Annotated in this window: 14 protein-coding genes; 7 read left to right on the top strand and 7 right to left on the bottom strand. The window is 52.6% G+C overall.

Annotated elements, in window-relative coordinates:
- Positions 1-6: 6 nt before the first annotated feature.
- Positions 7-1,641, bottom strand: a complete 1,635-nt coding sequence (locus tag J6J28_RS09220) for a M48 family metallopeptidase (protein WP_301721267.1) — start codon at positions 1,639-1,641, stop codon at positions 7-9.
- A 32-nt stretch (positions 1,642-1,673) separates the two neighbouring features.
- Positions 1,674-2,267: a LemA family protein gene (locus tag J6J28_RS09215; protein ID WP_301721266.1), complete on the bottom strand. Its 594-nt coding sequence runs from the start codon at positions 2,265-2,267 to the stop codon at positions 1,674-1,676.
- A gap of 93 nt (positions 2,268-2,360) precedes the next feature.
- On the opposite strand from J6J28_RS09215, the gene gmk reads away from it, so the two are divergent.
- Genes gmk through J6J28_RS09195 form a run of 4 tightly spaced genes read left to right on the top strand, consistent with a single transcriptional unit; the run spans position 2,361 to position 5,860 of the window.
- Positions 2,361-3,008: a guanylate kinase gene (gene gmk, locus J6J28_RS09210; protein WP_301721265.1), complete on the top strand. Its 648-nt coding sequence runs from the start codon at positions 2,361-2,363 to the stop codon at positions 3,006-3,008.
- 59 nt (positions 3,009-3,067) lie between these two features.
- The gene (gene rpoZ / locus J6J28_RS09205) at positions 3,068-3,343 is read left to right on the top strand and encodes a DNA-directed RNA polymerase subunit omega (protein WP_301721262.1); all 276 of its coding nucleotides are present in this window, start codon (positions 3,068-3,070) and stop codon (positions 3,341-3,343) included.
- Positions 3,344-3,348: 5 nt separating this feature from the next.
- The gene (spoT, locus tag J6J28_RS09200; protein ID WP_301721261.1) at positions 3,349-5,466 is read left to right on the top strand and encodes a bifunctional GTP diphosphokinase/guanosine-3',5'-bis pyrophosphate 3'-pyrophosphohydrolase; all 2,118 of its coding nucleotides are present in this window, start codon (positions 3,349-3,351) and stop codon (positions 5,464-5,466) included.
- A gap of 1 nt (position 5,467) precedes the next feature.
- The gene (locus tag J6J28_RS09195; protein ID WP_301721260.1) at positions 5,468-5,860 is read left to right on the top strand and encodes a RidA family protein; all 393 of its coding nucleotides are present in this window, start codon (positions 5,468-5,470) and stop codon (positions 5,858-5,860) included.
- On the opposite strand, the gene J6J28_RS09190 is transcribed toward J6J28_RS09195, so the two are convergent.
- Positions 5,857-7,188, bottom strand: coding sequence for a Na+/H+ antiporter NhaC family protein (locus tag J6J28_RS09190; protein WP_301721259.1), 1,332 nt, complete (start codon positions 7,186-7,188; stop codon positions 5,857-5,859). The genes J6J28_RS09195 and J6J28_RS09190 overlap by 4 nt on opposite strands.
- 158 nt (positions 7,189-7,346) lie before the next feature.
- Between J6J28_RS09190 and J6J28_RS09185 the strand changes: the two genes are divergently transcribed.
- Both J6J28_RS09185 and J6J28_RS09180 read left to right on the top strand, forming a co-directional pair.
- Complete coding sequence (locus tag J6J28_RS09185) at positions 7,347-8,870, top strand: bifunctional GNAT family N-acetyltransferase/carbon-nitrogen hydrolase family protein (protein ID WP_301721257.1); 1,524 nt, start codon at positions 7,347-7,349, stop codon at positions 8,868-8,870.
- Between the two features lie 30 nt (positions 8,871-8,900).
- Positions 8,901-10,550: a fatty acid--CoA ligase gene (locus J6J28_RS09180; RefSeq protein WP_301721256.1), complete on the top strand. Its 1,650-nt coding sequence runs from the start codon at positions 8,901-8,903 to the stop codon at positions 10,548-10,550.
- Here J6J28_RS09180 and J6J28_RS09175 read toward each other — a convergent pair.
- Genes J6J28_RS09175 through J6J28_RS09160 form a run of 4 tightly spaced genes read right to left on the bottom strand, consistent with a single transcriptional unit; the run spans position 10,547 to position 15,349 of the window.
- Complete coding sequence (locus J6J28_RS09175) at positions 10,547-11,464, bottom strand: histone deacetylase family protein (RefSeq protein WP_301721255.1); 918 nt, start codon at positions 11,462-11,464, stop codon at positions 10,547-10,549. The genes J6J28_RS09180 and J6J28_RS09175 overlap by 4 nt on opposite strands.
- 1 nt (position 11,465) lies before the next feature.
- Complete coding sequence (locus J6J28_RS09170; protein WP_301721254.1) at positions 11,466-13,325, bottom strand: GNAT family N-acetyltransferase; 1,860 nt, start codon at positions 13,323-13,325, stop codon at positions 11,466-11,468.
- Positions 13,326-13,359: 34 nt separating this feature from the next.
- Positions 13,360-14,649 (bottom strand): M20 family metallopeptidase, encoded by a 1,290-nt coding sequence (locus tag J6J28_RS09165; RefSeq protein ID WP_301721252.1) that lies wholly within the window; start codon positions 14,647-14,649, stop codon positions 13,360-13,362.
- Positions 14,650-14,707: 58 nt separating this feature from the next.
- Positions 14,708-15,349: a TIGR01621 family pseudouridine synthase gene (locus J6J28_RS09160; RefSeq protein ID WP_301721250.1), complete on the bottom strand. Its 642-nt coding sequence runs from the start codon at positions 15,347-15,349 to the stop codon at positions 14,708-14,710.
- 45 nt (positions 15,350-15,394) lie between these two features.
- Between J6J28_RS09160 and trmH the strand changes: the two genes are divergently transcribed.
- On the top strand, positions 15,395-16,075 hold the full coding sequence (trmH, locus tag J6J28_RS09155; protein WP_301721249.1) for a tRNA (guanosine(18)-2'-O)-methyltransferase TrmH: 681 nt from the start codon (positions 15,395-15,397) through the stop codon (positions 16,073-16,075).
- Positions 16,076-16,077 lie beyond the last annotated feature (2 nt).

The following is a 16,077-nucleotide window of genomic DNA, read 5'->3' as shown; positions in this document are numbered from 1 at the left end:
GCCAGTTTATTGCAGCATTTCATCTGGCAACGGCACTTCAATACAGGCACAAAGGATCGCCAGCAACTGCCGCTCAGCTGGCGAGATAACATCGTCAGCGCGCACGGTTGTCAGCCAGTTGTCGATAAGCGTTTGTTTGGCTTTGGGCGACCAGCCACGGCAAGTGTTCAGAGCCAGGCATAACGCCTGACGGTCAACCTTTTGGCCGGCGTCGGTGCGCTGCAGGGCTTCCACCGTAACCTGCAGCGCCTGATCATTATCCAGCGTTTCTTTAAACCGAGCTTTGGGTAAGAGCTGACGGGCAAGCAATTGGTACAAGCCCCAGTGAAACAGGTCCTGACTGTTGGCCATGGTCTCTAAATCTTTTAACAGGTTCAGCCGATCCGCTTCACTGGCCTGGCGTAGTGCCGGTACAGCGACTTCAACCAGCGCCAGTTGCTGTGCAGGAGCGAGATCCTTCAGAGCTTTATTGGGCTCGTCCAGCAATTGACTCAGCACGATATCGTGCACCAGTTTGGGCGCCTGCCTGGGGCTATGAGCTTGTTCCATGAGCACCGAAGGCAAGGCCAGCAGTGCCAGCTTGTTAAGCGCTGACGGTTTCGGCTGCGCCTTAACATGATCTTTCTCGGAGCGGCTGCGTGCGGTGCGGGGTTCGGGGTAGTGGCCGTTCCAATGCGGTTCAATGCGCTTGATGCGTTTGGCCAGCGGTGGGTGCGTGGCCATCATTCCAAACCAGTGACTTAAGGCCTCGCCGAAAAACAGGTGCGCCGCTTCATCCGCATTTTTATGCTGCACCCGGCTGCCATGCTCCCGCGCACCTATTTGCTTCAATGCACCGGACAGGCCTTCCGGATTTCGGGTGAACTGCACGGCGGCGGCATCAGCAAGAAACTCACGCTGGCGACTCACTGCCGACTTAATAAGATTGCCAAATAAAATACCGATACCACCAAGAATGATTAACCCCAGGCCGAACAGTGGCAGCGCATTTTTATTATTGCGGCCGCGGCTGGCATGACCCGAGTACAACAGAATACGCCCCAGATGGGCGACCGCCAGAATGCCGGCCAGTGCTGCAATTAAACGGATGTTCAGGCGCATATCACCGTTTAGAATATGGCTGAACTCATGCGCAACCACGCCTTGCAGTTGCTCCCGTGAGAAACTGTCAATGGCGCCCCGGGTGAGTCCAATCACCGCATCGCGGCTGTCATAACCTGCTGCGAAGGCATTGATGGAGCTTTCATTGGGGAGAATATAAACCGCAGGAACGGGCATGTTAGCGGCGATGGCCATTTCTTCCACTACGTTCATTACCCGCCGTTCGACGGCGTCCTGGGTGTCCGGGCTTACCAGTGTGCCGCCCAGATGTTCGGCAACAACCTTGCCACCTGCTTTTAATTGTAACCATTTGAACAGCATCACCAGCAGAATACCGCCACCGACGATGGTGCTGACCCAGATAAAAGGTTCCCAGCTGAGTTGATAATCACCCTGGCCATTGGTCCCCACTGCGCCAATCACAAAGGCGGCGACCAAGGTCACCGCGGCAATGATAAGGGCAAAGGCGAGGAAGAACAGAATGACCAGCAGGCCGGTGTTACGTCGTGCCTGCTGCTGATGTTCAAAAAAGTTAACCATAGTGCCGCCGTGTTAGTTAAAACTGAACGTGTTTAAAACTGAACTTTCGGCGCAGCCTGAATCTCTGCGCTGTCAGCAAACTCCAACAAGGTCGCATCTTTGCCATGACCGAAGAAACTGGCAAAGACCACTGGTGGGAACGACTGGCGATAGGTGTTATAGCTCATCACCGCATCGTTAAATGCCTGACGGGCAAAAGCAACGCGGTTTTCAGTGGTGGTGAGCTCCTCTGAAACCTGCATCATGTTCTCATTGGCTTTCAGCTCCGGGTAGGCTTCCATGACCACGTTAAGCCGGCCCAGTGCGCTACCGAGCGCAGTCTCTGCGCCACCCAATTCTTGCATTGCGGCGGTATTACGCGGGTCCTGTGCGGCTTTCGGTAGTGCTGCAGCGGCTTGATTGCGAGCCTGAGTCACAGCCTCCAGGGTTTCCCGTTCATGGCTAAGATAGGCTTTTGCGGTCTCAACCAGGTTAGGAATCAGGTCGTAACGACGTTTCAGTTGCACTTCAATTTGCGCAAAAGCATTTTCGAATTGATTCTTTAAGCGCACTAACTTGTTGTAGATACTGATCAGGTACACAAACAAAGCAATGGCAATAATGATGATGATCCAACTGGTACTCATGGACACTTTCCTCGTTGTTAAGATGTCGCACCTAAAGGTGCAACATGCTATGCTTTGCCGTCAATCGCAAGTGAAGAATGTGACCACGCTATCATGACCACAACATCAGCCGCTGCTGACGGAAATTTATTTATTGTTGCCGCACCTAGTGGTGCTGGTAAATCCAGTTTAATTCGTGCATTGCTTGAGCGCCATAATGACGGCAGCATGCAGGTCTCGGTTTCGTGTACTACGCGTGCACCTCGCCCTGGAGAAATTGACGGTGAGCATTATCACTTTCTTGATGTTGCCACGTTTCAGCGCAAGATCGAAGCAAATGCGTTCTATGAATGGGCAAAAGTTTTCGATAACTACTACGGCACCTCGCGGCAGGTCATAGAAGATACTTTAAAAAAAGGTATCGATGTGTTTTTGGACATCGATTGGCAAGGCGCCCGACAAGTTCGGGAGGCGTATCCGCAAGCCCAGTCGATATTTATTGTGCCGCCAAGTCTGGATGCCCTCGAGCAGCGACTGCGCAGCCGCGGTCAAGACAGCGACGAAGTGATCCGTGGCAGGATGGCCAAAGCCCAGGCAGAAATGTCGCATTATCATGAGTTTGACTATCTGCTGGTCAACGACGACTTTGCCGATACTCTGGCTAATTTTGAACATATCGTGCTGGCGCGACGTCACCGAATGGCGTTGCAGCAAACACGGCATGCGACTAAACTTAAAGATCTCTTGGCGAATGACGGCTAAATCCGTATAATTCGTGACCCATTTTGCATTTGCAATCTACTTATTGAGTTGGAGAAACTATGGCGCGCGTAACTGTAGAAGAAGCTGTTGATCGTATTGGCAACCGATTTGACCTGGTATTGGTCGCATCGCGTCGCGCTCGTCAACTGGCGATCCAAGGCAAAGACGCCTTGGTGCCGTGGAAGAACAGCGAAAAAGCAACCGTTATAGCGTTGCGGGAAATCGAAGAAGGCTTGATCGATGCTGCCCGTCTGGATGTTGAAGAGCGTTCACAAATGATGCAGCAAGAGTCAGCAGAACAAGCTGAATTTGAAGCGATTCGTAGTTCTGAGTAACGCGGGTGTATCTATTTGAAGGGCTCCGGCAGCAATTAGCCGAGTACTTACCGCCTGATCAGGTACAGCGTGCTGCTGCGTCTTTTAAGCTGGCCGCAGAAGCGCACAAAACGCAAAAACGTCGTAGCGGCGAACCTTATATTACCCACCCTGTGGCCGTTGCCGGCCTGCTGGCAGACATGCGTCTGGACCATGAGACTATCATGGCGGCGCTGCTGCATGATGTCATTGAAGATACCGAGTTCACCCAGGAAGATCTTGCCGAGCAGTTCGGTGCTACAGTTGCTGAACTGGTCGAGGGTGTGTCTAAGCTCGATAAGCTGACCTTCAATTCCAAAGAAGAGTTACAGACTGAAAACTATCGCAAAATGATCATGGCGATGGTGCACGATATCCGGGTGATTCTGATCAAGCTGGCCGACCGTACGCACAATATGCGCACCATTAGCCATCTCCGACCGGATAAACGCCGCCGCATCGCGCGGGAAACCCTTGAGATCTACGCCCCATTAGCCCACCGTTTGGGTATCCATGATATTAAAAACGAGCTCGAGCAACTTGGCTTCTACGCCCTGTATCCATGGCGCGCCAAGCTCCTCGAGTCCCAGGTCAAGCAAGCGCGGGGCAACCGCCGCGAGCTGGTTGAGCGGGTTCAAAAAGAAATTGAAACACGGCTTGCGGACCATGGCATTCATGCCCGGGTTTTGGGCCGCGAAAAGCACCTGTACAGCATTTACCAGAAGATGCTGCACAAAGAGCTTCAGTTTGAGCAAGTGATGGACATTTATGCGTTTCGGGTCATCGTTGATGAAGTCGATACCTGTTACCGCGTGCTTGGCGCTTTGCATAATCTCTACAAGCCGATTGAAACCCGGTTTAAAGACTACATAGCAATTCCCAAATCGAACGGCTACCAGTCCTTGCACTCCTCGCTGAAAGGGCCGCATGGTATCCCAGTCGAGATCCAGATCCGTACCGAAGAAATGAATCTGATGGCGGACCGCGGGGTTGCCGCGCATTGGTTGTACAAAACTGAAGAAAGCAGTGGCACCACCGCGCAAGTGCGCGCCCGGCGCTGGATGCAAAGTTTGCTGGAACTGCAACAAAGTACCGGTAACGCGTTTGAATTTATTGAGAACGTGAAGTCGGAGCTGTTTCCCGAAGAGATTTATGTGTTTACCCCGGAAGGGCGGATTATCGAGCTGCCTCAGGGGGCAACACCGGTGGACTTCGCTTACGCCGTGCATACGGATATTGGTAACACCTGTATCGGTGCGCGGGTCAATCATAAGGTTTACTCGTTAAGCAAACCGCTGGAAACCGGGCAGACCGTCGAAATTAAAACGGCACCTGGCTCGCGGCCTAACATCGCCTGGCTTAATTTTGCTGTCACCGGAAAAGCGCGGGCGAAGATTCGTCAGTATTTGAAAGGACAGGAGTCACTTGAAGCCGAGCAACTGGGCGAACGCCTGTTGCGTGCTGCACTTGGGTCAGTGAGCTATGATGACATTAAAGCAGCAGAATTTGAGCGGGTCTGTGCTGAGGTCAAACTCGAATCGAAGTCAGCCCTGTTAAGGGAAATTGGTCTGGGCAATATGATGTCAGTAGCAATTGCCAAGCGCCTGCTTGGTGAACTGCAGCAGCCAAAAGATGAGCAAGTGGTCACAGCGGGTAATCAGCGCAGTCTCTCGATTAAAGGTGCTGATGGCCTACTGGTCAGTTTTGCCAAGTGCTGCCGACCCATTCCCGGTGACGATATCATCGCTCATGTGAGCCCGGGCAAAGGCCTGGTGATTCACCGTCGCGAGTGTAAAAACGTACGTGGCCATGAAGATGAGCCCGGCCGTTACTTCCCGGTGCAGTGGGATAACAAGCCGGATGCTGAATTTATTACTGAGGTGCGGGTTGAAGTCGTCAATCACCAAGGTGCGTTGGCGAAGTTAACCTCGAATATAGCGGCCAGTGGTTGTAATATTCACGGCCTCAAAACAGAGGAAGTCGATGCTAATATTTACTACATTGATGTGGCATTGACGGTTCATGATAGAAAGCAACTTGCGGACGTGATTCGCCATATTCGCAAAATGCCTGATGTGCAGCGCGTAGCGCGGTTAAGGAAGTAATATGTCTAAAGTCATTATTAGTACTGAAAATGCACCTGCCGCTATTGGCACCTATTCGCAGGCGGTTAAAATTGGCACCACGGTTTATTTATCCGGGCAAATCCCATTAGTTCCGGAGACCATGGAATTCGTCAGTGAAGACTTCCGTGCGCAGGCCAAACAGGTGTTTAAGAACCTTGCTGCGGTGTGTGAAGCCGCGGGTGGTGAGTTACAGGATATGATCAAAGTACAGATTTATCTGATTGATCTGGGTCAGTTCGCCATCGTTAATGAAGTGATGGCTGAGTTTTTCCGCACGCCTTATCCTGCGCGCGCCGCTATCGGCGTTAAAGCCTTGCCGAAGGGCGCGCAAATTGAGATTGATGGTGTGATGGAATTACCGAGCACGAATTAAGCCGCGCTCGGCTCCAGTTTTTCCCGACCTTCAAGTGGCTTGCGCCAGATGATCATGGCAATGGCCACTGCCCCCAGAATAAAACAATACCCGGTATGAATACTGACCTCGACGGGCGTTAAGCCGAAGCTGGCGCCCATGAAGAGCGCCTGCGCTCCATAAGGTAATGCGCCTTGTACGACACAGGCGAAAATATCTAATAAGCTGGCACTTTGTCGCGGCGCGAGATTACCCTCCTCGGCGAGTTTTTTACTGACCTCACCGGAAAGCAGAATGGTGACCGTGTTATTGGCGACCGCAAAGTTCGTCAGCCCGGTCAGTCCGGCCACGCCAAAAGCTGCGCGCTGTTGCTGATGACGGAACAAACGCTTGGTGACATTACCGACTGTATTGGCGAGAAACTTCAAGCCACCCTGCTGGCGAATCAAAGCGGAGAGACCACCGATCAGCAAGCTCAGCAAGAAGATCTCCTGCATGCTGGTGAAGCCTTCATAAATATCCTGACTGAACGCGACCCATTGATAGTCAACGGTGACCATCCCGAAGCCGGCGGCCAAAATAATCCCCAGCGTTAGTACCGCAAAGACATTCAAGCCCATCACTGCTAGCACAATAATGAAAAAGTAGGGCAGACTTAACCAGAGGTTGGCATCAGGAATCTGTGGTGGCGTGGCACCGGTATCATAAGTAAGCAGCCAGATAATGGTGATAATAGCCGCCGGTATTGAGATTTTAAGGTTAGCCTTGAATTTATCACTCATGTTGCAGCCCTGCGTTCGGGTTGCGGCAATGGTGGTATCGGAAATAATGGAAAGGTTGTCACCAAACATGGCGCCACTGACCAAAACCCCTGCTAATAAGGCGAGATCGATGCCTGCCGCCTGACCTAAGCCCAGCGCGACCGGCGCCAACGCACCCAGAGTACCCATTGAGGTACCCATGGCGGTCGAAACCACAGCGGCAATGATAAACAGGCCGGGTAGCAGGAAGCTGGCTGGGATCACATTCAGGCCCAAGGCCACCATGGCATCCACACCACCGGTTGCCGCGGCAACAGTGGAGAAGGCGCCGGCCAGCAAATAAATCATACACATGGTGACAATATTGCGGTCACCGACTCCGGCCACGAAGGTGTTGATGCGTTCTTCAAAGGCCTGCTTACTTAGCAAAACACCAAGAATAATGGCCGGCAAGATGGCGACTGGGCTGGCAAGTTGGTAGAACGCCATATCCACGCCAGTTGCCTGAAAGTAAATCCCTGCGCCGAGGAATAGTGCAAGAAAGAGACCGAGTGGGAGTAGCGCACGCGCACTGGCGGATTCCGTCATAATACAGCCAACCTTTATTATTAAAATTAATTTTAGACGTCCAGAAGTTTATATGTCCTAACCTTCAGGTGCAATAGCTAAAGTCCATTGGTTGTTGCCAATTACTGCGACTTCGTCATACTAGTTGTATGTTGTACTAAGGATTCCAAAGGATGTCTATGAGCCCTGATGAACTGCATTTGCAATTACGCAATTTGCGCAAAGAAGATTACCCCCAATTGAAGTCGTTGATGGATAAGGTTTATCCAGACATTGGTGGGGCTTGGGGGGAGCATACGATCCTCAAGTTAGTGAAAGAATTTCCGGAAGGCCAACTGCTGTTAGAAGATAACGGCGAGCTGGTGGGCGTGGCCTTAACGGTGCGCGTCAAATACGCGCGCTTCAGTAACCCGCACACCTATGACGATTTGATGGATGCGCGCGAGAATATTCTGAATGATCGTAAAGGTGATGCGCTTTACGGTCTGGATGTACTTATCCACCCCGATTATCGTGGTTTCCGCTTGGGCCGGCGTCTTTATGATGCGCGTAAAGAACTCTGCCGTCAGCTGAATCTGAAAGCTATTTTAGCCGGTGGACGCATTGTTAACTTTCATAAATACGCTGAAGAGCTAACGCCTGGGCAGTACATTGAAGGCGTGCATCGACGTGAAATCTACGATCCAATTCTTACCTTCCAGCTGGCCAATGACTTTACCGTAAAACGCCTGCTGGGTAAGTATTTACCGGAAGACAAGCGCTCTGCCGGCTTTGCCACACTGCTGGAGTGGAACAATTTCTTGTACGAGCCCTCGGACAATATCCTTGGCAGCCGGATCCGCAATGTGCGCATCGGTGCCGTGCAGTGGCAAATGCGTGAAATAGATTCCGTCGAAGAAATGCTGAAGCAAGTGGAATACTTTGTCGATGCGATGTCCAGTTATCAAAGTGACTTTGCTGTATTCCCGGAATTTTTCAATGCACCGCTGATGGGCCTGACCGACCAAAGTCAGCAAAAAGATGCGATTCGCTTTCTGGCCGGTTATACCGAGCGCTTTAAACGCGAAATGTCGCAAATGGCGGTGAGCTATAACGTCAATATTATCACCGGCTCGATGCCGCTTGATGAAGACGACGTGATCTACAATGTGTCCTATTTGTGTCGTCGCGATGGTACCGTCGAAGAGCAACGTAAAATTCATGTCACCCCGCACGAGAAGCGCGACTGGGTGATTGAAGGCGGTAACCATGTCCAGGTGTTCGATACGGATGCCGGTAAAATTGGTATTTTAATCTGCTACGACGTCGAATTTCCTGAGCTGGGGCGTTTAATGGCAGCTGAAGGGCTGGAGATACTGTTCGTGCCATTCTGGACGGACACCCGTAATGCATTTTTGCGTGTGCGCCACTGTGCACAGGCACGGGCCGTCGAAAACGAATGTTACGTGGTCACCTGTGGTAGCGTTGGTAACTTGCCTCAGGTAGAGAGTCTGGATGTGCAATATGCACAGTCGGCTGTATTCTCACCCTCGGATTTCGCCTTCCCACACGATGCGATTTTGGCAGAGACCACGGCCAACACCGAACAGCTTATCTTCTCTGATCTAAATTTGGATGAGTTACGGTATCTACATCACGAAGGCTCAGTAACGAACTTGAAAGATAGAAGAACCGATATCTACGAAGTCACCAGAAAATGGTAGACCCGAGTGAGTGAACTTTAAGGAGCAAGCATGGCTGTTAAACTGATTCCACCCGCGGATGACGCTTACAATTATCCGCTGTTGATAAAGCAACTGTTACTGTCGGCTGAGCGTTACGCCGGTGATAACGAAATTGTTGGCGGTAACAATGGTAAACGTTACAGCTATGCCGAATTCATCGAACGGGTTCATCGTCTGGCGAATGTCCTCACCGAAGCAGGTGTGAAAGAAGGGGATACGGTCGCCGTTTTGGACTGGGATACTCCGCGTTATTTAGAGTGCTTTTTTGCGGTGCCCATGATTGGTGCGGTGCTGCACACAGTGAATGTGCGGCTGGCACCTGAGCAAGTGGTCTACACCATGAATCATGCGGAAGATGATCTGGTGCTTGCCCATGATGATTTCCTGCCGTTGCTGGCACAAGTCAAAGACGACCTGACCACCGTCAAAGGTTACATTCAGTTGAGCGATGACGATCAGCCTCCAGCTGCACCGCTCGAAACCCTTGGCGATTATGAAAGCATGCTTGCTGGCGCGATGACGGAGTTTGATTTTCCGGACTTTGATGAAAACGCGATTGCGACCACCTTTTACACCACCGGCACCACCGGCAATCCAAAAGGGGTGTTTTTCTCACACCGGCAGCTGGTGCTGCACACTCTGGCGTTAGCCGCCACCACCAGTATGAACGACAACATGCAGCTGATGCAGGCCTCGAGTGTGTACATGCCGATCACGCCAATGTTCCATGTGCATGCCTGGGGTGTACCTTTTGTCGCGACCATGATGGGACTTAAGCAGGTGTATCCGGGTCGCTACGAACCGGCGACCCTGCTGAAATTATTTATGACCGAAAAGGTTACGTTCTCGCATTGCGTACCGACGATTTTGCAGATGGTGCTAAGCAGTGAGCAAGCGAAAGCAATCGACTTTAGTGGTTGGCAGGTATTGATTGGTGGCAGTGCGCTCACTGAAGGTCTGGCCAAAGCGGCGTTGGATCGCGGTATCGAAATTTATACCGGCTATGGCATGTCCGAAACCTGTCCGTTGTTGAGTACCACCTGGCTGCCGCTCGATGCCGATGACTTTAGCCTCGAGCAACAGGTGCAGACGCGGGTGAAAACCGGCAAACCTGTGCCACTAGTGAATATGCGCATCATTGACAGCAAAGGCCGCTTCTTACCCCATGACGGCGAAGCTATGGGTGAGGTGGTGGTGCGAACGCCGTGGCTGACCCAGGGCTACCTGCATGAACCTGATAAGAGTGACGAGCTGTGGGCGAATGGCTGGATGCATACCGGTGATGTCGGCAGTATCGATAGTGGCTACACCCTGCAGATCAGAGACCGCATTAAAGACGTGATTAAGACAGGTGGTGAATGGGTGTCATCACTGGATATTGAAAACCTGATCAGCCAACATCCTGACGTCGAGTTAGCGGCGGTGGTTGGCTTACCCGACGATGAGTGGGGCGAGCGTCCGCATGCAGTGATTACTGTTCGTGCCGGTGCGCAGGTGGACCGTGATGCAGTGGTGCAGCATATGCAGCGCTTTGTCGATGAGGGCCACATTGAGAAATGGGCGATTCCTGACACCGTCAAAGTAGTCGATGAAATTCCTCGCACCAGCGTGGGCAAAGTCGATAAGAAGCTGATCCGCAGCCAGTTGCAGGACGACTAAATCAGGCCTTTCACAAATGCGACCACACTCCTGCCCAGGGAGCTGTGGTCGTAACCGCCTTCCAGCATACCAATGACCCGCCCTTCGCAGTGTCGCTCGGCAAGCTCTTTCAATCGTTTCGCAATCCAAAAATAATCGTCTTCACGCAGGTTAAAGTTCCCCATATCATCTTCCGCATGACCATCAAATCCCGCGGACACCAGAATCAGCTGCGGCGAAAAATGATCAAGTGCCGGTAACCAGCGCTGCTCGACTTCGGCGCGCCATTGTTCGCCACTGGTTCCGGCCGGCATCGGGCTATTGATAATGTGTGGGCTAATCGTATCGGCGCCAGTATCGGGGTAGAACGGATGCTGGAATGATGAGCAGAGTAGGACCCGTTCGTCATTACTGAAAATATCTTCGGTACCGTTGCCATGGTGTACGTCAAAGTCGATGATCGCCACACGCTCCAGATCATAGGCGGCCATCGCGTGGGTCGCAGCGACAGCGATATTATTAAAAATACAGAAGCCCATCGCTTGATCATGGGTGGCGTGATGCCCCGGCGGACGCACCACACAAAACGCGCGTGGATTGTCGCTGTGCATGACTTCATCGACGGCATCAATACCACAACCAGCAGCATACAATGCCGCTTGCAGGGAGCCAGGCGTCATCAGCGTATCGGGATCGAGCCAGACGTGTCCTTCGTCCGGAGCTTTATTGAAAATTTCGTGCACATAATTGACGTCATGGGCATGATAAAGTTGTTCTTTGCTGGCTGCTTTGCCATCGCGCTGGCGGATGGCCAGCTCCAGCCCGGAGCGAATGATCTGGTCATTGATAGCGCTCATGCGTGCCGGTTCTTCCGGGTGGATTTCGCTGACCTGGTGCTGCATGCAGGCTGGATGACTGAATAAGGTGATCGACATACTAAGACCCGTCGGCTAATGATAGTTTAAGGTGCACCTCACCGGGCTCCTCGCTGGCTAAACGTTTAAACCCTGCGCGCTCAAACACGGCTAACATCTTGTGATTTTCGGCGCGCACGTAGGCGACCATGTGCCCCAGCTGACGCACCTTGGCGATACTTATCATCTCGTCCAGCAAGCGACTGGCCATTCCCTTACCCTGATGAATTTCCCGCGTCACAAAGGCTACTTCACAGCTGTTATCTGCTGGCACATAATAATAACGGCCGACCGCCTGTATTTCAGCAGCAGAACCTTTTTGCCGGACAATGCAAAGGGCCAGATCCGTGGCCTGATCAACACTGACCAGAGTGCAGGACTTTTCCCGACTCATCTGCGTCGGTACTGTGTTGTAGCGCATTTGCAGAGTTTCTTTGGTGTGTGAGTAGAAAAACTCCTGCAGGCGGCGTTCATCACTTGGATTCAACGGCCGCAAGTCATAATAGTGACCGTCGATGCACAACTCTTTAAAGCCGACATTGCCAAGCTCAGGAACCTCAACGGATTTAATGGTTTGATAGTTAGGCACGTAGTAGTGCTTACGTACTTCATCGAGCAACTGCTGCCGGAATTTAGGATGGGCAACCCGAATCAGTTCCAGTGCCCGTTCGCGGATACTCTTGCCACGCAATGACGCCACCCCAAACTCGGTTACCACGTAATAAACATGCGCGCGGGAAGTGGCGACGCCGACACCTTCGGTCAGATGAGGGACAATGCGTGAAATCCTGCCATCTTGTGCGGTCGAAGGCAGTGCAATAACGGGTTTTCCACCCTTACTCATTGAGGCGCCGCGGCTGAAGTCCACATGACCACCGATGCCGCTGTAGAACTGATGACCAATGGAATCCGACACCACCTGTCCGGTTAGGTCGACCTCAATCGCGCTGTTGATCGATATCATGCAATCGTTGCGGGCAATATTAGCGGGCGAGTTGACGTACTCACTTGGGTAAAAACCGATATGAGGATTGCCGTCGACAAAGTCATACAAGGCCTTGCTACCGACGCAGAAACTGGTCACGGTTTTATGTTGATGGTAGGTTTTTTTGCGATTGTTGATCACGCCGCTTTGCATCAATTGCATAATGCCGTCAGTGATCATTTCGCTATGCACACCGAGATCTTTATGGTTGCCAAGGTAGCGTAAAACCGCATCGCAAATATTGCCAAAGCCGATTTGAATGGTGGCGCCATCTTCCACCAGCAGCGACACATACTGACCAATGCGCTCGGTGACGGCGTCAAGTTCTGTCGCCTCGATTTCCGGCAGGTCAGCTTCCGCGTCAAAGAACGCATCTATCTGACCTTTATGGATAAACGCCTGACCAAAAGTGACCGGCATTTTCGGATTGACCTGCGCGATCACTTTTTTCGCAGAGCGCAGCGCCGCGGAAACAATATCCACAGACACTCCCAGTGAGTGGTAACCGTATTCGTCGGCCGGGCTGACCATAATCAGCGCTGCATCAAGGGGCAGAATCCCGTCCTGGAACAGGGAGGGAATGTCGGACATAAAGCAGGGGGTGTAATCGGCACGCCCTTCAGCAACGGCGCGGCGTACCTGCGGACCGCCAATAAACAGCGTATTCACCTTAAACTGCTGGGTATATTCAGGTTCGGCCCAGGCGTTGTCGCCTAACGCATAGACCTGCACAATTTCGATATCGTGCAGGTGCTGGCTGTGTGCGCTGAGGTCGGCGATGAGTGCGTGCGGAACCGCTGCGTGAGAGCCTATAAAAATACGACTCCCGGATTTGAGCAACTGGCGCCAGTGAACAGACTTGCCATCACTATGCAGGCTTCCTTGTTGCGCACTCATCACTTACCTCCTGCGGGTACAGAACGACCGGGATTTAGTTTTTAGCGTAATCAAACACCCAGTTCACGTACATTTCCGTGCCCACCTTCAACGCGTCTTCATCGGCGTAGAAATAAGGTGAGTGGTTACTCGGTGCCTTAGCAGGATCCTGACCTTCTGGCGTCACACCAAGGAATACAAACAGTCCCGGAACTTCCAACGCGTAAAAGGAAAAATCCTCGGCGCCGGTGATGAGCGGGCTGACCACAACCTTATCCGCGCCGGCAACACGCTTCATGGTGGGCAGCATCTTCTCAGTGAGGCCAGGATCATTGACGGTGACCGGGTAGCCTTCATCAATGTGCACATGCGCCTCAGCGCCCGAGCTCATTGCGGTATGCTCAGCGGTGGTTTTGAGGTTTTCAAAAATCTGCGCCCGATTATCCATATCGAAATTACGAATGGTCCCTTCCAGGTAAACCTCGTCAGGAATAATGTTGTTACGTACGCCACCATCGACGATACCAAAGCTCACCACTGCCGGGCCATTGGTGATATTGGTTTGGCGACTGATGATAGTTTGGGTGTTGTTGATAATTTGCGCCGCAGCGACAATAGGATCCACTCCGCCCCATGGGCGCGAACCGTGGGTTTGTACGCCTTTAACATTAATCTCAAAACGGTCTGCCGAGGCCATCAGCGGGCCACTGCGATAAGCAATGTAGCCCGTCGGAGCAGAGGAGCCTACATGAATGCCAAACACAGCATCGGGTTTGATGTCGGCGAACAGGCCTTCTTCGAGCATCAGCTCAGCACCACCTTCTTCACCTTTGGGCGCGCCTTCTTCTGCTGGCTGGAAAATAAACATCACGGTGCCAGGGATCTCGTCGCGCATGGCAACTAATTTTTCAGCAGCGCCCATCAACATGGCGATATGCATGTCGTGACCACAGGCATGCATGACACCTACTTCTTCACCGCGATACTCGGTGGTGACGGTTGAAGCAAAAGGTACATCGGTCTTTTCGGTGACCGGTAAGGCATCCATGTCTGCGCGCAGCGCAACTGTCGGGCCAGGCTTACCACCTTTTAGAATACCCACCACACCGGTATGGGCGATATCGGTTTGCACGTCCATGCCGAGGGCACGTAAATGCTCGGCAACGATTTTTGATGTGCGGAACTCGCGATTACTGAGTTCAGGGTGCTGATGGAAATCACGGCGCCAGTCGATGACCTGTGATTCTAAATCTGCGGAAATGCGGATCGGTTCTTGCGCGAAGCTGGCATGACATGCCAGTAAACTGGTAACACAGGCTAACGCCAGAGCAGTAGGTTTTAACATGACAGTACACCTTACAGGTTTGGAGAAGTAACGTGTCCTGAGTATGCCTTGAACTTAGTTAGTTTGCCAATGCGTCTTTGGTCGCAAGTTCAGCGAACAAGCCGTAGTTTGGCAAAGGGGCTTTGGCGATAATTTTTTCACCCCGGAATGCAAAGGCCAGTTGCCAGGCATGCAGGTGCAGGTGCGGGTTGGCTTCACCGCCGTAGCGCTGATCACCAACAATAGGGACACCCAGACTTTTGAGCGCGACCCGCAACTGATGGGTTTTACCGGTGCTGGGATGCAGGGTGTAATAGCGATAGCCCGGCAGCAGCGACTGACTGTTAAAGTAGGTTCGCGCCGGGTTTGTGGTGCTATGTAGCAGGCGCCAGCTGCCGCGGCGGGCTTTGTCCATATCCCCTACGACCCACCCTTGTTTCTTCTTCGGCCGCCCGGCGGCAATGGCAAGGTAGGTCTTGCTGATTTCGCGCTCGGCAAACAGCTGACTTAACTCAGCTGCGGCAGCAGCGTTGCGCGCCACCAAAAGGGCGCCGGAGGTGGGCGTGTCGAGACGGTGCACCGGCCACAGCTGTTCCTGCAACTGTTCGGCCAGCTGATGCACGACGCTGGGTTCTTGCGCATTGGCATGCATGGGGGCGCCAGCAGGCTTATCCATGACATAAAAATCAGTATGTTGAAACACTAGGGTTAGTTCGCGCATACCGTTATACTCCTAAAAAACCGAATAACGAATGACGGAATTTCTATGTCGCCGGAACGCTTTGCTCGGATCAATGCTTTGCTGGATCGCCGTCAGGCTGATCTTACGCTTTGCCTTGAGAGTGTCCATAAAAATCATAACTTATCTGCATTGATCCGCACGGCTGATGCGGTCGGGATCCATGAAGTCCATGCGGTCTGGTTCGACCGCCGGGGCAAAGTCAAAGGTGGCACCGCCATGGGGTCACAGCAATGGGTCAAGGTGCATCACCACCAGTCCACTGCGGCTGCCGTCGCGCAGCTGAAAGAAGAGGGGAAGCAGGTCCTGGTGACCCACTTATCGGCGACTGCGATTGACTTTCGGGAGGTCGACTATACGCGTCCGACCGCGATTTTGCTGGGTCAGGAGAAGCAGGGTGTCTCGGAGGACGCGTTAGCTCTTGCCGATCATCATATTGTAGTGCCGATGGTCGGCATGGCGGAGTCGTTAAATGTCTCCGTCGCCGCCGGTATTATTTTGTACGAAGCCCAGCGTCAGCGTCAGGCGGCGGGGTGCTATGATAAACCCCGGCTGGCGGCCAGTGAACGGCACCGGGTTCTCTTTGAAGGCGGTCATCCGATTTTTACGAAGATCTGCAAACGCAAGAATTTGCCCTACCCAGACCTTGATGAGCAGGGACAGATTGTCGCTGATGAGGCCTGGTGGCAGGCGGTGAGGTCGAAATAAAA

This window comes from Pseudidiomarina terrestris, from assembly GCF_030466375.1.
Classification (GTDB): domain Bacteria; phylum Pseudomonadota; class Gammaproteobacteria; order Enterobacterales; family Alteromonadaceae; genus Pseudidiomarina; species Pseudidiomarina terrestris.
The sequence above is the reverse complement of the archived record's forward strand: the minus strand, read 5'-3'. Positions and strand labels throughout refer to the sequence as shown.

Excerpts from the sequence above, each read along its gene's own strand:
- J6J28_RS09220 (WP_301721267.1), bottom strand. The coding sequence starts at position 1,641 with ATGGTTAACTTTTTTGAACATCAGCAGCAGGCACGACGTAACACCGGC.
- J6J28_RS09215 (WP_301721266.1), bottom strand. The coding sequence starts at position 2,267 with ATGAGTACCAGTTGGATCATCATCATTATTGCCATTGCTTTGTTTGTG.
- gmk (WP_301721265.1), top strand. The coding sequence starts at position 2,361 with ATGACCACAACATCAGCCGCTGCTGACGGAAATTTATTTATTGTTGCC.
- rpoZ (WP_301721262.1), top strand. The coding sequence starts at position 3,068 with ATGGCGCGCGTAACTGTAGAAGAAGCTGTTGATCGTATTGGCAACCGA.
- J6J28_RS09195 (WP_301721260.1), top strand. The coding sequence starts at position 5,468 with ATGTCTAAAGTCATTATTAGTACTGAAAATGCACCTGCCGCTATTGGC.
- J6J28_RS09190 (WP_301721259.1), bottom strand. The coding sequence starts at position 7,188 with ATGACGGAATCCGCCAGTGCGCGTGCGCTACTCCCACTCGGTCTCTTT.
- J6J28_RS09185 (WP_301721257.1), top strand. The coding sequence starts at position 7,347 with ATGAGCCCTGATGAACTGCATTTGCAATTACGCAATTTGCGCAAAGAA.
- J6J28_RS09180 (WP_301721256.1), top strand. The coding sequence starts at position 8,901 with ATGGCTGTTAAACTGATTCCACCCGCGGATGACGCTTACAATTATCCG.
- J6J28_RS09175 (WP_301721255.1), bottom strand. The coding sequence starts at position 11,464 with ATGTCGATCACCTTATTCAGTCATCCAGCCTGCATGCAGCACCAGGTC.
- J6J28_RS09170 (WP_301721254.1), bottom strand. The coding sequence starts at position 13,325 with ATGAGTGCGCAACAAGGAAGCCTGCATAGTGATGGCAAGTCTGTTCAC.
- J6J28_RS09165 (WP_301721252.1), bottom strand. The coding sequence starts at position 14,649 with ATGTTAAAACCTACTGCTCTGGCGTTAGCCTGTGTTACCAGTTTACTG.
- J6J28_RS09160 (WP_301721250.1), bottom strand. The coding sequence starts at position 15,349 with ATGCGCGAACTAACCCTAGTGTTTCAACATACTGATTTTTATGTCATG.
- trmH (WP_301721249.1), top strand. The coding sequence starts at position 15,395 with ATGTCGCCGGAACGCTTTGCTCGGATCAATGCTTTGCTGGATCGCCGT.